This is a genomic window from Streptomyces sp. NBC_01233 (assembly GCF_035989305.1).
In the GTDB taxonomy this organism is placed as follows: domain Bacteria; phylum Actinomycetota; class Actinomycetes; order Streptomycetales; family Streptomycetaceae; genus Streptomyces.
On the sequence record NZ_CP108514.1, the window covers coordinates 7,516,135 to 7,530,970 of the forward strand.

The following is a 14,836-nucleotide window of genomic DNA, read 5'->3' on the forward strand; positions in this document are numbered from 1 at the left end:
GGCCCGTCGCCGGGATCACGACAAGGAGGGCACCGATCCCCTGGAGAGCATCTCCTGCCGGGCGGCGTTGTAGCCGGCCTGGAAGCGGCTGGTGGCCTCCAGCTCCTCGGTGATCTCGGCGATGTGGCGGCGGCAGGTCCGCACGGACATGCCGAGCCGGCGCGCGACCATCTCGTCCTTGTACCCCTTGGTCATCAGCCGGATGATCGACCACTTGAGCTCGTCCGAGGAAGCCGGGGAGCGTTGGGAGTCGACGACGTACGGCGACGCGCCGTCCCACAGGTACTCGAAGACGGAGCACAGGAACGCCACGAGGGTGGGCTCGCGGACGATGGCCGCCCCGGGCGTGCCGTCGCCGCCGGAGCGTTCCGGCAGGAAGGCGACCTCCCGGTCGTAGATGATCAGCCGGTCGATGACTTCGTCCGCGGTGCGGATCTCCGCGCCCTGTTCGCTGACCTCCCGGACGTAGGAGCGGGTGGGCAGGTCATTGCGGGCGGTGTGCTGGTAGATGGTACGGATCCGGACACCGCGGGCGAGGGTGGTCAGCGCCGACTCGCGGGCCGACACGAGCGCGTAGGCGGGGCGGGCGCCACCGGGCTGGACGGTGAGCAGCTCGCTCTTGCAGTTCTGGGTGAGGTGGTTGAGCATCGACTGGATCCGCGAGACGTCGGTGATGACGTCGAAGGCCTCCAGGCGATTGCGCAGCCGGCGCCCCTCGAAGTACAGGGGGGTCAGGGACAGCAGCTTCGCCCGTACGTCGGTGACGGCCTGCTGCAGGTCGCGTATGTGCCGTTCGGCGGGTCCGACCAGGGACGCGGCCGCCACGTCCGGTGTGACGGGGGTCAGTTCGGTGGGGTTTCCCGGCATCGACTGCAGCAGGCGGACCCCGCGGAGCACCTGCTCCACCCGGATGATCTCCTCGGGCGTCAGCGACAGCTGCTCGGCAATCTGCTCGCGTGCGAAGCGGCCGCACTCGACCGCGAGACCGTACGCGGTGGCGCTGATGTCGTCCAGCTCGGCGAACCCCGAATCCGAGCCCTCCCCTGTAAACATGTCAGCCCCCGCTGGTCGGTGTATTTGCTGCCACGTAACTTTACGCCAACGTGCCGCCCTTGGCGTGGCTGATCGAGATCGAGCAGTCTGTTCGCATCACCCGGAGCCACTGAGTCGGAAGTGTCCGGCGGTGCGGGTGGAGTGGAACTCGATCTTCGACTGGGGGAAGTCGTGAGAACTATTTCCGTTAAGGTATCTTCGATTTGCTTGACTGTAGTGACGAGTGTGGTATTAGCGCTGGGAGTTCAGGCCATGACGGGCCCGGCAGTGTCCAACGGGTACGCCCAGACCGTCGTCGCCACCGTCGCGGACGGGGGCGAGGACGGCGTGCCGGCCACACCCGAGGACGACCAGTGGACGTAACCCGGCGCCGCGGCTAGACCCGGCCGCCCGTACGGCTCAGAAAGCGCTCCCCGCACGGCAGATGCGGGGAGCGCTTCTCCGTACCGGAGCGCCCACGGCGGCGAGCCGGTCAGCCGGCACCGCTATGGCACTCAGCAGTACGCCGTTCTCCGCCGACCAGCGGCCGCTGAACGCGGTCGGTCCGGCCGGGGAGAGTGTTGAGGGATCCGGCAGGAGCCGGGCGTGGAAGGTCTCCTGCCCCGGGTCGACGCTCACCAGGGCGTCGGTGAAGTCGAGTTCCTGCCCCGTGAGCGGGAACCACGTCTTGTAGACGGCTTCCTTGATGCTGAAGAGCAGCCGGTCCCACGCCACTTCGGGCACCGCCCGCTCCAGCTCCCGTACGAGGCGGAGCTCCTCGGGCAGCGCGATCGAGTCGAGCACTCCTTCCGGCATGGGGGCGTTGGGCTCCGCGTCGACTCCCACGGAGGCGAACTCGGCGCTGCGGGCGAGTGCCACGCCCCGGAAACCGGCGCAGTGGGTCATGGATCCCACGACCGAAGGCGCCCACTGCGGGACACCGCGCCGGCCCGGCAGCACGGGAGCGGGCGGCAGGCCCAGCTCTCCCATGGCGCGACGGGCGCACCACCTGACGGTGCCGAACTCCAGCCGCCGCTTGGGTACGGCGTTGCGGATCAGGCGCTCCTCCTCGGGGTAGAGGAAGACCTCGGCAGGGTCGGTGGTGGCTTCGGCGGTCGCGACGTTCGCGGGCAGGAGCTTTGTGAGCACGGCATTCCCTCGGGTCGCTGTTTCGGTCTGACAGCTCCCACACTCATGCCGTCGCTCCACCACGACCAGGAACGAAGTCCCAGGTCAACCGGACTGACCCGGAGTAACCCCGGTTCTCTCCCAGACTGCTGCCATCCTCCGTTCCGTCCGCCCGCCGCCTGCGGGCAGACTGGCAGTCGGCCGCGCGGCATTGTCATCTCCCTGCCATGCGACCGAACAGGGGTTCGTTCTCGTCAATTGAAGGGTAGGGGAGGGGTGTTCATGCCGCAGCGGGCCGTCCACACTCACGGAATGCCGCACGGAAACCTCATGGGTATCAGCGACCTCCATGTCGGATTCCCGGAGAACCGCCGGATCGTCCAGGAGCTCTATCCCGACAGTCCCGCCGACTGGCTCATCGTGGCCGGCGACGTGAGCGAGTCGCTCGACGACCTCCGATGGGTGCTCGACCTGCTCACCCGGCGCTACGCCACCGTGGTGTGGGCGCCCGGGAACCACGAACTGTGGACCGTACGGGACGATCCGCACCCCCTGCGCGGGGAGGCGCGCTACCGGCGGCTGGTCGAGATCTGCCGCTCCTTCGGCGTGCACACGCCCGAGGACCCCTACCCCGTCTGGTCGGGGCCGGGCGGCCCGCTCATCGTGGCCCCCCTCTTCCTGCTGTACGACTACAGCTTCCGCACCCCCACGGCCGCCACCAAGGAAGAGGCCCTTGAGCAGGCGTACGAGGCCGGAGCGGTGTGCTCGGACGAGTTCATGCTGCACCCCGACCCCTACGCCTCCCGGGAGGCCTGGTGCCGGGCCCGGGTCGCCGTCACCGAAGAGCGCCTGGCCGCCTGCGACCCCGACCTGCGCACCGTGCTCGTCAACCACTTCCCCCTCGTGCGCACCCCCACCCGGATCCTGCGGCACCCGGAGTTCGCCCAGTGGTGCGGCACCGAGCTCACCGCCGACTGGCACACCCGGTTCCGGGCCGCCGCAGTCGTCTACGGCCACCTGCACATCCCGCGCACCACCTGGTACGACGGCGTGCGGTTCGAGGAGGTGTCCGTGGGCTATCCGCGGGAGTGGCAGAGGCCCGGCCACCCGCGGGACACCCCGCGCCGGATCTTTCCCGCCACCGGTCCCGGGAATTGATGCCTGGCAACTTCCGGACAGTGTGGGCCGCGCAATCCCCGCCTAGACTGCTCCTGAATTCTTGCTCGCTCCACGCTCGAACATCCCTTTTCCGTGCTCGCGCTCTCCTGCCGAACATGCGGAACCGGGACACTGGGGGACTCTTATGCTTTTGTTCCGGCGCGCCGAGGAAATCTCTCTATTAGATGCGCTGCTTTCGGGCTGCGCATCCGGCAATTCCGGATTGCTGCTCGTCGAAGGTGCGGTCGGCTGCGGAAAGAGCGAATTCCTCGAAACGGCCGCCGGACAGGCCGAGATCCGAGGCGGAATCGTCGTGCGCGCCATCGGCACCGCGGCCGAACAGGGCCGTCCGCTGGGCGTCCTGCGCCAGCTGGCCGCCGACGCCCCGGCCGGTGCGCTGCCCGCGCCGCCGGCGCCGCACGAGGCGGACCGGGTCGAGGCCATGCGGGCCTTCGCCGCGGCCGTCCGCGAACTGAGCGCCGCCGCCCCGGTGGTCATCCTCGTCGACGATCTGCACCACGTCGACGAGCTCTCCCGCCGCTACCTGCTGCACCTCGCGCGCGGCACCCGGCAGGCCGGGGTCCTGCTGGTGCTCGCCGAATCCGCGCACGAACACGGCGACGACCCGCTGCTGAGCACCGAGCTGATCCGGTTGCCCCACTTCGCGCGGCTGCGCCTGCAGCGGCTCGCCCCCGAGGCGGTCCGCGCGATGGCGGCGGACCGCACCGAGACGGAGGCCGACCGGCTGTACGAGGTCAGTGGTGGAAACCCGCTGCTGCTGCGGGCCCTGCTCCAGGACCCGCAGGCCCGGCCCGGAGACTGCTACGCCCAGGCCGTCCTCGCCTGCCTCCACCGCAGCGGTCCCGCCACGGCCGAACTGGCCGAGGCGATCGCCGTACTCGACGACCTCGCGACGCCCGCCCACCTCGCACGGCTGACCGGCGCCGCCGAGGGCACCGCGGCCCGGGCGCTCACGGCGCTGGAGGCCGCGGGCCTGCTCGCCCCCGGGGGCGGGTTCCGCCACCCGGCCGCGCGGGCCGCCGTACTCGACCGGACGGACCCGGCCGACCGGCCGGCCCTGCACCGCGAAGCCGCCCTGCTGGCCCGCGCGTGGGGCGCGCCCGACACCGCGGTCGCCGCGCAGCTCCTCGCCGCACGGCACACCCGTGAGGAATGGGCCCTGCCCGTCCTGCGCTCCGCCGCCGACCAGCACATCGCGGACGGGCAGCTCGACCCGGCCGTGGCCCTCCTGCGGCTCGCCCACGAGGCGTGCCCGGACGACGCGCTGCGCGCCGAAGTGAGCGTCAGGCTCAGCACCGTCGCCGGCCGCACCGACCCGGCCGCCGCCGAACACCACCTCGCGGCCCCCCTGGCCGCCGTGGCCGGGGGCGGGCTGGACCCGCACGCGCTCGGCTCGCTGGCCCGGGCACTCGCCGCCCAGGGCCGCATCGACGCGGCGGTGGACGTGCTGGAACGGCTCGCGCCCGCCGACGGGCGCCGCGCCGGCGTCCCGGGGGAGGACCCGCTGGACGGCCTCTCGGCGTTCCCCCAGTGGGCGGCCTCCGCCCGCCGCGGCGCACCCGCCGAGGGCGGGCCGCACCCGGCGGTCCGTCCCGCCCGGGCCGCCGTCCACCCGGCCGCCCTGTGGACCCTCCCGGGGGAGGCGGAGGAGGGCGCGGCCGTCCGCACCGCCGAACTGTTCCTGCGCGGTGCCACCCTCGCCGAGGGCACGGTGGAACCGGTGGCGCAGGCGCTGCGGACCCTGCTGTACCTGGACGGCCCGGCCCGTGCGCTGCCCTGGTGCGAGGAGTTCGTCCGGCAGGCGACCCAGCGCGGAGCCACCGGCTGGCGGGCCGTGTTCGCCGGCCTGCTCGCCGAGGCGCGGCTGCGTACGGGCGACCTGACGGGCGCGGCGGACACCGCCGAGGAGGTCCTGCGGTCGGCGCCGGGGCGGCGCGGCAGCATCCTGCTGAGCGCGGTGGCCGGGACGCTGGCCCGGGCCCGCATCGCCATGGGCCGGCCCGAAGAGGCGGCGGCCGTCCTGAGCCGGCCCGTCCCCGCCGAACTGGCGGGAAGCGTCCACGTCCTGGGCCACCTGCGTGCCCGGGGCCAGTACGCGCTGGCGACGAGCCGGTTCCACGCGGCCCTGGGCGACTTCCTGGACATCGGCCGCCACATGAAGCGGTGGGGCCTGGACCGGCCCCGGGTCCTGCCCTGGCGCACGGACGCGGCGGAGGCCCTGCTCCGGCTCGGCGAGGCCCACCAGGCGGAGCGGTTCCTCGCGGACCAGCTGACCACGCGGGACGCCTCCGACCCCTGGGTGCGCGGCACGTCGCTGCGGCTGAGGGCGTCCCTGCGCGAGCCGAGGGAGCGGCAGGCGATGCTCGCCGGGGCCGTCGACGAACTGCGGCGCTCCGGGGACCAGTACGAACTGGCCCGCGCCATGGGCGATTTCGGCCAGGTGCTGCGCGAGGTGGGCGAACCGGCACGGGCGGCCATGGTCGACCGCAGGGCCTGGCACCTGGCCAAGGAGAGCGGGGCCGAGGCCCTGTGTGTGAAGATCCTGCCGGGCCACACCGGTGAGGAAGACGAGGCGCAGGAGGCGGCCGAGGCGCCGGACGCCGGACTCGTCGCGAGCCTGAGCGAGTCGGAGCGGCGGGTGGCCCTGCTCGCGGTGCACGGCCACACCAACCGGGAGATCGCGAAGAAGCTCTTCATCACCGTGAGTACGGTGGAACAGCACCTGACCCGGGTCTACCGGAAACTGAACATCCCGGGCCGGCAGGCGCTCCCGGCCGACCTCCGGCCGGGCGTCGCGGAGCTCGTCTGAGGCGGCGGGGGTCACGGTATGACAAGGTGATGGCAAGCCAATCCCTTCCCGTCCGTGCATGGCAGACATCAGGGACTCCCGGCCCCGCCGCGCACGCCGGAACCTGCCGGTGCACGCTCTTCGGTGGCTTCCGCGCCCGGTGTGCGGGAAAGTCGGTCATGAGGACGTAGCCCGCAGGGAGGGCACCATGACCACACCGACACACGACCAGCCGTGGCGCACCGCGTCGCCCGGACAGGTCCGCGACGCCATGATCGACCGGGTCGAGGAGCGACTCGCCGGACTGCTCGCCGAGGAGCATCGCAACCGGCGTACGTCCGACCCGCGCAGCGCCGTCCTGGTGATGGGCGTGGCCGAGCTCGTACAGGCCGGCGGGGAGCGGGCCCGCCCCGCGATCTGCCTCACCGGGTACCTCGCCGCGGGCGGCGACCCGGAGGGGAAGGACGCGGTGACCGCGGCCGCCGCACTCGAACTGCTCGACACCTGCCTGCTGATCCGCGCGGACGTACGGGACAACGCGCCGCTGCGCCGGGGCATCCCGACCCTGCACATCAGCCATGCCGCCGAGCACGAGCGCAACGGCTGGCGGGGCGAACCGCGCCGGTTCGGGGAGGGCACCGCCGTCCTGGCGGGGGACCTGGCCCTCGCCTACGGGGACCGGCTGGCGGTCCGGCTGCCGCACGAGGCCCGGCGGTTGTGGGACGACCTGCGCGCCGAGCGGGCGATCGGCGCGCACATGGAGGCCGCCGCGGCGACCGAGTACCTCGACGACGCCTGGCCGGGGCAGTGCCTGGAGGGCTGCGGCAGCGGCTGCGGCGCGGGCTGGTACGGCCTGCGCCACTCGCTGCTGATGGGCGCCGCGCTCACCGGCCGCGAGGACCTGGGCGAGGCCTACGAGGAGTACGCCCGGGCCGTGCACGCCGCCTGGCGGATCCGCGGATTCCTCAGCGGCGGCCCGGGCTTCGACGGCGACGCCCAGTTCCTGCGCGACGTGTTCTTCGACGCCCAGGCCCGGGAGCGGGCCGAGGAGACGATCGCCGCCCTCGTGGTCCGCGCGGACGAGGCCGTGGCCGGCGCCCGGATCGCCCGCCGCTGGCGCACCGAACTGGGTGCACTCGCCCGCGAGATCGCCGGCTAGCCCCGTGCACCGGTTCCGCCGAGGTCGGGTGTGTGCGGGGGCGCTCCCCGCAGGGCGTCTGTGGCCCGGCGGGCCGGAACGCGGCGGCCCCGGAGTCGGCCCGCGCGCCGGTTCCGTGGGGGTCGGGTGTGTGCGGGGGCGCTCCCCGCAGGGCGTCTGTGGCCCGGCGGGCCGGAACGCGGCGGCCCCGGAGTCGGCCCGCGCGCCGGTTCCGTGGGGGTCGGGTGTGTGCGGGGGCGCTCCCCGCAGGGCGTCTGTGGCCCGGCGGGCCGGAACGCGGCGGCCCCGGAGTCGGCCCGCGCGCCGGTTCCGTGGGGGTCGGGTGTGTGCGGGGGCGCTCCCCGCAGGGCGTCTGTGGCCCGGCCGGCCGGAACGCGGCGGCCCCGGAGTCGGGGCCCGCGCACCCCTTCCGCCGGTCGGGGGTGTGCCGGGGCGCTCCCCGTAGGGCGTCGAACGCAATCCCCTCGGCCCTCCGCCCCCCCGCCACGTTCGGCGCCCGAGGAGACGCCCCGGCGCGCGCCCGGCCCCGGCCGGCACCGTCGAAGCCTGCCGCCCCGGCCCCGGGCCCCGTCACAACTACCCCGGCCCCGGCCGCGCATGAGCGGCGCAGCCAACCGGCGCCCGCCCCCGGCCGTGTCGAAGCCTGCCGCCCCGGCCCCGGCCCCGCCCGAGCGGCGCAGGCAGCCGGTGCCGGTCCCGGTCGTGCCGGTGAAGTCTGCCGCCCCGGCTCCGCATGAGCGGCGCAGCCAGCCGGCCCGGTCCCGGCACGACCACCCCGCCCGAGCGGCGCAGCCAACCGGCAGCCAGTCGGCCCGTCAGTCCGGGGCCGGGCGGGGGCCGCCCGGACGGAGCCGGGCCAGCCAGTTCCGCAGGGCGCCGCGGCGGACCCGCCCGCCCTCGTCGCGCGGCAGCGCGCCGACGATCTCCAGCCGCGTGGGCAGGAAGGCCTCCGCGATGCCCAGGGAGACGAGGTGCTCGCGCAGTTCTGCCGGCCCCGGCGGCCGGTCCAGGGCGGTCGGGACCACGACGGCACAGGGCAGCTCCCCGTGCTCGGGATCGGTGTAGGCGACGACCGCCGCCTCCCGCACCCGGGGGTGGGCCAGCAGATGCTCCTCCACCTCGGCGACCGGAACCATGAAGATGGCGCCGGTCCGCGTGCCGGCCCGGGCCAGGACCCGTATCCCGCCGTGCCGGTCGGGCGTCGCCAGGTCCCCCGTGCCGAGCCAGCCGTCCGCCTGCTCCCAGGTGGCCACCGGCGCCGGAGCGCCGTGGTGCCAGGTGGCGAGGCAGACCGACGGGCCGCGCACCTCCAGGGGCGACGTCGCGTCCGCGGCCGACACCTCCAGGCCCCGCAGCGGGCGGACGCCGTCACCGTCCTGCGCGGTGTCCCCGGAGAGCGCACCCATGCCGAGTTCGGGCGCCCCCCACACGGAGAGCACCGGTACGCCGAACACCTCGCGGAGTTCGGCGGCGAGCGGCGCCGGGGTGCTGGTGCGGCCCCCCGACAGCACCAGCCGCAACCGGTCCGTCTCCCGGGGGCGCCGGCGCTGCGCGGTGACCAACTCGGCCAGGTAGGCCGGCTCCGCGTAGACCTGGTCCACCCCGGCCGCGGCCATCAGGTCCAGGCACCGGCCCGGATCCCACACGTCCTGGTAGACCCCCGTCCCGCCGACCGCCAGCGGCCAGCACACGGTGTAGATCAGCGAGGCCAGCGAGGTGAGCGGCAGCGTGCTCAGGAAGACCTCGCCCGGCCGCCGCCCCGGTCCGTCGGGCCCGCTCTGGGCCGAGATGTTGGCGTACAGGGTGTTGGGGGAGTGCAGCACCGAGGTGTACGCGTCCCGCAGTCCCATGACGCTGATCAGCAGCGCGGGCCGGTCGGCCCGCCCGCCGCGCGGCCGGCTGCGCAGGCCCGCCTCGGTGCGCTCGTGGGCGGTGCGCTGGAAGTACGCGCCGAAATCGACCGCTCCGGTCGCCGCGGCGTCCCCCAGGACGACCCGGTGGCGCAGCCACGGCAGCCGCCCGGCGAGGTCCGCCAGGGCCTGCGCGTGCGCGAAGCCCTCCCAGACGTCGGGCACCACGCAGATCCGGGCCCGGGTGCCGTCCAGGATCCGGTGCAGCCCGTGGGCCCGTACCGTCGGCAGTACAGGCACGGCGACCGCGCCGACCCGCAGACAGGCGAGGGTGAGCGCCGCGGTCTCCCACCAGTCGGGCAGCTGGAAGGCGACCGGATCGCCCGGGGAGACCCCGAGCGAGGTCAGGGCGCCGGCGAACCGGTCGACGTACTGGGCGAGTTGGGCATAGGTGAGGGTGACCCGGCGCAGGCCGGCGGGCCGGTGGGCGCGCTCCGAGACGATCGCGGGGCGCTCGGGCGCGCGGGCGGCCGTACGGTACAGGTCGTCGAGGAAGGTCTGCGGGCGCCACCATCCGGCGGCCCGGAACCGGTCCGCGACCTCGGCGGGTGGGACCAGGTCCAGCGGGCGGGCGGGCGTCCGCCCCGGGCGTGCGTCCGCCGTGCCGGGTGCGGCGGTGCCGGTCAGGCCCATCGGCCCACCGCCCCGGCGACCTGCACGCGCGAACTGCACCCGAGGCGGCGCATCACGTGGCGGACGTGGTTGACGACGGTCCACTCGGAGATGTCCAGCTTGGCTGCTATCTGACGATTCGTCATGCCTTTGGAGACCAGCAGGGCCACCTGGACCTGCCGCGGGGTGAGCGACTGCGCCTCGGGGGCCGCCCCGGCCGCGGCGCGCCGCGAGGGCGCGGGCGCCGAAAGGGCCTCCGCCACCGCCGCGGGCACGGTCATCCGGATGCCCTCCGCCCAGGCCACGGCGAAGTCGGTCCAGCCGAGGCGGGCGCTCAGTTCCGTACGGGCCCGCTCGGCCGCGGACCGCCACTCGTCGGGCACCTCCGCCCCCGTCTCGCCGCGCAGGGTGTCGGCCGCCGCCAGCAGCCGTACCGTCCGGGGCCGCTGGGCGGGTGCGGTGCGGAGCAGCAGCAGGGAGAACTCCTCCAGAGCCCCCGGCAGTTCGGTCCGCTCGCCGAAGGCCCCGTACAGCCGCAGGCTCTCCCGCAGCGCCCGGTCGGCCCGGTCCGGCTCGTCGCCTTCCAGGGCGAGCGCGGCCGCGGTCCGCAGGGTGCCCGCGAGCCCCCGCCCGTCGCGGATCCGCCGGAACGCCTCCACGGAGCGGTCCAGCAGCTCCTGTGCCTTGCGCCGGTCCCCCTCGGCGCGCAGGACGGCCGCGAGCGAGCCCGCCGCCTCGGCCGCGCCCCCGGTCACGCCCATCGACTCCAGCGCGTTGAGGGCGGTCACCAGGACGGCCCGCGCGCCCGCCGGATCACCGGCCCGCAGCAGGGCCGCGCCGAGCCGGGCGGAGGCGAGCGCGTTCTGCCGGCGGTCGCCGACGGACTTGCCCAGGGCCAGTGCGTGCCGGTGGCGGCGGACGGCCTCCTGCGGATCGCCGAGGGCGAGCGCGAAGACGCCGGACATGTCGGCGAGCCGGGCCCGTACGGCCTCCAGCAGTGCCGCCCCGCCCGCCTCGGCGGTGTCGTCGCACCACTCCAGTCCCTCCCGCAACCGCCCCTGCGCCAGCCACGGGAGGCGGCAGCCGAGCACCAGGGCGGCCGCCGTCTCGCTGTCGCCGCGCTCGCGCAGCCGCCGCAGGGCGCTGCTCACGTTCGCACCCTCGGCCGCCAACTCCCCGAGCAGTCGCTCCTGTTCGGTTCCCCGTAGACCCGGCAGTGCGGTGGTCACCAGCAGCCGGTAGCGCTCCGCGTGGGCGTCCAGCGCCGCACCCTCACGGCCCGAACCCGCCAACTCGGCCCGGCAGTGGGACCGTACGGGCTCGGGCACGGCCAGCCGCAGCTCCCCCTGCTCCTCGCCCACGACGGCGAGCAGCCCGCGGTCCAGCAGGGTCTCGACGGCCGCCTCGGCCGACAGCCCGGCCGCCGACAGGCCGAAGCCGGGCTCGTACACCGAGAGCCGGCCCAGCAGGGCACGGACGCCGTCCTCCAGGCCGCGGCAGCTCCACTCGGCGAGCGCGGCGAGCGAGCGGTGCCGCTCGGGCGCGTTCGCCGGGCCGCCCGACAGGATGGTCGTACGGCCTCGCAGGCGCGCCGGCAACAGGTGCGGGGGGAACAACCGCAGCCGCCGCGCCGCGAGTTCGACGGCCAGCGGCAGGCCGCCGAGCAGGGTGCAGATCTCGGCGACGGCCCCGGCGTTCTCCTCGGTGAGCGCGAAGGAGGGGTCGGCGTCCCGGGCCCGGCGTACGAACAGCGCGACCGAGGCCGCCTCCTGCACCTCGTGCGGATCGGCGGCGCCGCCGGACCGCCCGCGCGGCGGCCCCGGCACGGGCAGCGGAGCCAGCGGCAGCAGCTGCTCCCCGTACATGCCGAGCGGCTCCACGGCGGTGGCCAGCACCACCACGCGCGGATCACCGGCGAGGGCCTCCACGGCCGCGGCGGCGGCCGGGCGCGCCTCGTGGTCGCAGCCGTCGAGCACCACCAGCATCCGGCCGGGCAGGCCGGGCAGGCCGGGCGGCTCCGGCGCCTCGGGCGGCCCGGGGAACTCCGGAAGCTCCGCGCGGCCGGCCGCGGGGTCCAGGACCGACACACGGGCGAACTCCCCGCCGATCTCCCGTACGACCTCCAAGGCCAGCCGGCTCTTGCCCACACCGGCCCGCCCCGTCACCGTCACCAGCCGCACCGACGGGTCCCGCAGCCGCTCCCGCAGCGCGGTGGCTTCGAGCTCGCGTCCCACGAGCTCCGTCACCGGACCGAGGGACATCGCCGTGGTTCCCCCTACGCCGGGGGCCTGCCTCTCGTTCATGTGCGGACACCGGCCGGATGGATCCGCCAGAGCCCCGGACGGATCTCCACGGCGCGCGCCGCCGCGGGACCGTGGCCGGACCCGGCGCCCGGGCCGGACGGGGTGCTCAGGGCGCGCAGCGAGCGCAGCGCGTACAGCTCCAGCCGGTGGTCGCGCAGCGCGCCCGCCAGTTCCAGGCACTCGCCGAACCAGGCCCGCGCGGTCTCCGGCCCCTCCTGCGCCAGCGCCAGCAGCGCCCGTGCCCGGCTCGCCTCGTACCGGCCCCGCGTGCGGCCGGGCGCCGACAGGGCGGCGAGGGCGGGCTCGAGCAGGGCGGCGGCCTCCGCCGACTCCCCTGCGTCCAGCCGCAGTTCGGCCAGCCCCACCAGGGCGCGCGCCGCCTCCTCCTCGTCGTCCGCCGCCCGGGCGAGCGCCAGCGCCCCGGAGAACAGCTCGTGGGCCCGCTCCACGCGCCGGTACTGCCAGGCGAGATCGCCGAGCGAGCGCAGCATCCGCGCCTGGGCCGACCGGTCCCCGCACCGCTCGGCGGCGTCCAGGGCCAGCGCGTAGGCGGCCTCGCCCTCGTCCTGCACCGACCCGCCGGCCAGGGCGTCCGTCAGCTGGACGGCCAGCTCCCACAGCCCGGCGTCGTACGCGCTCCTGGCCAGGCGTACGAGCCCGCGCGCCCGCTGGTCCGGTACGTGACCGGGCTCCGCGGCGGCGACCGCGTACGCCCGGCACACGCGCTCGGCCCCCGCACGCGCCGCCCCGGGCTGCTCCTCCAGGGCCAGCCGCTCCACCGCCAGCAGCCGCAGCAGCTCCGGGAGGTGCCAGCCGTCCCGGTCCACCGCGACCAGCCGCTCGTCGGCCAGGGCCTCCAGAGCGGCCGCGGCCTGCGGCCCGGCCACGTCCAGGGCGGCCGCGGCCTCCCGGGCGCCGAACCGGCCGGGCGGCAGCAGGGACAGCAGCCGGAAGGCCCGCCGCTGGTCCTCGGGGCACGCCGCGTACGCCTCCAGGAGGCGGGCCCGTACGTCCACGTCGCCGGTCCGCAGTGCGTCCAGGCGGCCGCCCTCGTCCCGCAGCCGGTCCGCCAGGGTGGCGGCCGTCCAGTGCGGCCGGGCCGCGAGCTGCGCGGCGGCGGTCCGTACGGCGAGCGGCAGCCGCCCGCACAGTTCGGCGATCTCGGCGACCGTGCCCGGATCGGGTCCCGGGCCCGGATCGAGGACGGGAGCGCCGCCGCGCGTCACCGCGCGGGTCCCGGCACGTCCGGTGAACAGGCCGGCGAGCCGCCCGGCCTCCTCGGGACGCCACGGTCCGAGCACCACGGACCGCAGCCCGGGGAGCCCGGCGGGCACGCGGCGCGCGGTGAGCAGCACCACGGCGCCCCGCAGCACGGGCAGCAGGGGCCGCACCTGGGTCTCGGAGGTGACGCCGTCCAGGATCAGCAGCACGCGGGGGGCCGCCGAGGGGTCGTCCGCCGGTCCGCCGGGCCCGCCGGACCGGTGCAGCAGCCGCTCCAGGGCCTGCGCCCCCTCCGCCGGCGGACCGGCCACGTCCCGCAGGTCCAGGAAGATCCGCCCGTCGGGGAAGGCGTCCGCCACCCGGTGCGCGGCCTCGACGGCGAGGGCGGTCTTTCCGGCGCCGGGCATGCCCGTCACGGCGACGCAGCCGCCCGCCGGGGCGCTGCGCAGCATCCGCTCCAGTTCGGTGAGTTCGTCCGTCCGGGCGGTGAAACAGGGATCGGCGGCGGGCAGCAGCGCCGCGAGCGCCGCGGACGGGCCGCCCACGGACACCCCGGCACCGGCGCCCCCGCCGGTGCCCTCGCCCGCCGCCCGCTCGCCGTACGCGCCTTCGGTCCCGGCCGGCGTCCCGCCCGCGTCCCGCGTCCCGGTCTCCGGCCCCGTCCCGGTCTCCGGCCCCGTCGCGGTCACCGTCCTGGCCCTGGTCCCGGCTCCGGACCTCGACAGCGCCGGGTCGCCCTCCAGGATGCGCCGCTGGAGCCGGCTCGACGCCGGACCCGGCTCGATCCCCAGCTCCTCGACGAGGGTCGCGCGCAGCAGAGCGAACACCCGCAGGGCCTCGGCCTGTCGGCCGCACCGGTACAGCGCCACCATCAGATGGGTGTGGAACTCCTCGTGCATGCGGTGCTCGGCGACCAGCTCCTGGAGTTCGGCGACCAGTTCACGGTGCAGCCCGAGGTGGAGCTCGGCCCGGATGCGCTCGTCGAGCGCGGTGGTGCGCGCTTCCGCCAGGCGCACGGCAGCGCCCTCCAGCACGGGACCGTGCGGGGTGTCCGACAGCACCGGCCCCCGCCACAGCGCGAGCGCCCGCCGCTGCAGATCGGCCGCGGTGGCGAAGTCGCCCGCCTGCAGGGCCTGGTGGCCGCGCCGGTACAGCTCCTCGAAGGCCGTGCCGTCGACCGCGTCCGCACCGACCCGCAGCAGGTAGCCCGGCCGACGGGTGACCAGCGCCTCCCGGCCGTTCTCCGGGTCGGCGCTCTGCAGGGTCTTGCGCAGGTGGGAGACGTACACCTGGAGCGTCGTCGTCGCGGTGCGCGGCGGCGCGTCCGGCCAGAGCTCGTCGATGAGGCTCTCCACCGACACGACCTCGTTCGCCCGGACCAGCAACGTGCCGAGGACGACCCGCAGTTTGGCGGCCTGCGGGGCGTACGACGTCACCTGGCCGGTGTCCGCGGGGCCCGTACCGCCGGTGACCTCAAGCGGGCCCAGAATCCCGAAGCGCATGG

Annotated in this window: 8 protein-coding genes; 3 read left to right on the plus strand and 5 right to left on the minus strand. The window is 75.7% G+C overall.

From position 1 onward, the window contains the following. Positions 1-15: 15 nt before the first annotated feature. Complete coding sequence (locus OG332_RS35175) at positions 16-1,053, minus strand: LuxR C-terminal-related transcriptional regulator (RefSeq protein WP_327417237.1); 1,038 nt, start codon at positions 1,051-1,053, stop codon at positions 16-18. A gap of 399 nt (positions 1,054-1,452) precedes the next feature. Beyond that, entirely contained in the window at positions 1,453-2,181 is a 729-nt protein-coding gene (locus OG332_RS35180) for a 4'-phosphopantetheinyl transferase family protein (RefSeq protein ID WP_327417238.1), read from the minus strand. Positions 2,182-2,490: 309 nt separating this feature from the next. Between OG332_RS35180 and OG332_RS35185 the strand changes: the two genes are divergently transcribed. The 3 genes from OG332_RS35185 to OG332_RS35195 all read left to right on the plus strand — a co-directional run bounded on the left by OG332_RS35185 (position 2,491) and on the right by OG332_RS35195 (position 7,286). Further along, on the plus strand, positions 2,491-3,318 hold the full coding sequence (locus tag OG332_RS35185) for a metallophosphoesterase family protein (RefSeq protein ID WP_327417239.1): 828 nt from the start codon (positions 2,491-2,493) through the stop codon (positions 3,316-3,318). Positions 3,319-3,463: 145 nt separating this feature from the next. Then, the gene (locus OG332_RS35190; protein WP_327417240.1) at positions 3,464-6,148 is read left to right on the plus strand and encodes an ATP-binding protein; all 2,685 of its coding nucleotides are present in this window, start codon (positions 3,464-3,466) and stop codon (positions 6,146-6,148) included. 187 nt (positions 6,149-6,335) lie between these two features. After that, positions 6,336-7,286 (plus strand): polyprenyl synthetase family protein, encoded by a 951-nt coding sequence (locus OG332_RS35195; RefSeq protein ID WP_327417241.1) that lies wholly within the window; start codon positions 6,336-6,338, stop codon positions 7,284-7,286. 815 nt (positions 7,287-8,101) lie between these two features. Here the strand turns inward: OG332_RS35195 and OG332_RS35200 are convergent. From OG332_RS35200 to OG332_RS35210, 3 genes are read right to left on the minus strand one after another with little or no spacing between them, the layout of a single operon-like run. Then, on the minus strand, positions 8,102-9,829 hold the full coding sequence (locus tag OG332_RS35200; protein ID WP_327417242.1) for an AMP-binding protein: 1,728 nt from the start codon (positions 9,827-9,829) through the stop codon (positions 8,102-8,104). Then, complete coding sequence (locus OG332_RS35205) at positions 9,820-12,111, minus strand: ATP-binding protein (protein ID WP_327417243.1); 2,292 nt, start codon at positions 12,109-12,111, stop codon at positions 9,820-9,822. Before OG332_RS35205 ends, OG332_RS35200 begins: the two co-directional genes overlap by 10 nt. After that, positions 12,108-14,834, minus strand: a complete 2,727-nt coding sequence (locus OG332_RS35210) for an AfsR/SARP family transcriptional regulator (RefSeq protein WP_327417244.1) — start codon at positions 14,832-14,834, stop codon at positions 12,108-12,110. Before OG332_RS35210 ends, OG332_RS35205 begins: the two co-directional genes overlap by 4 nt. Between the last annotated feature and the right edge of the window lie 2 nt (positions 14,835-14,836).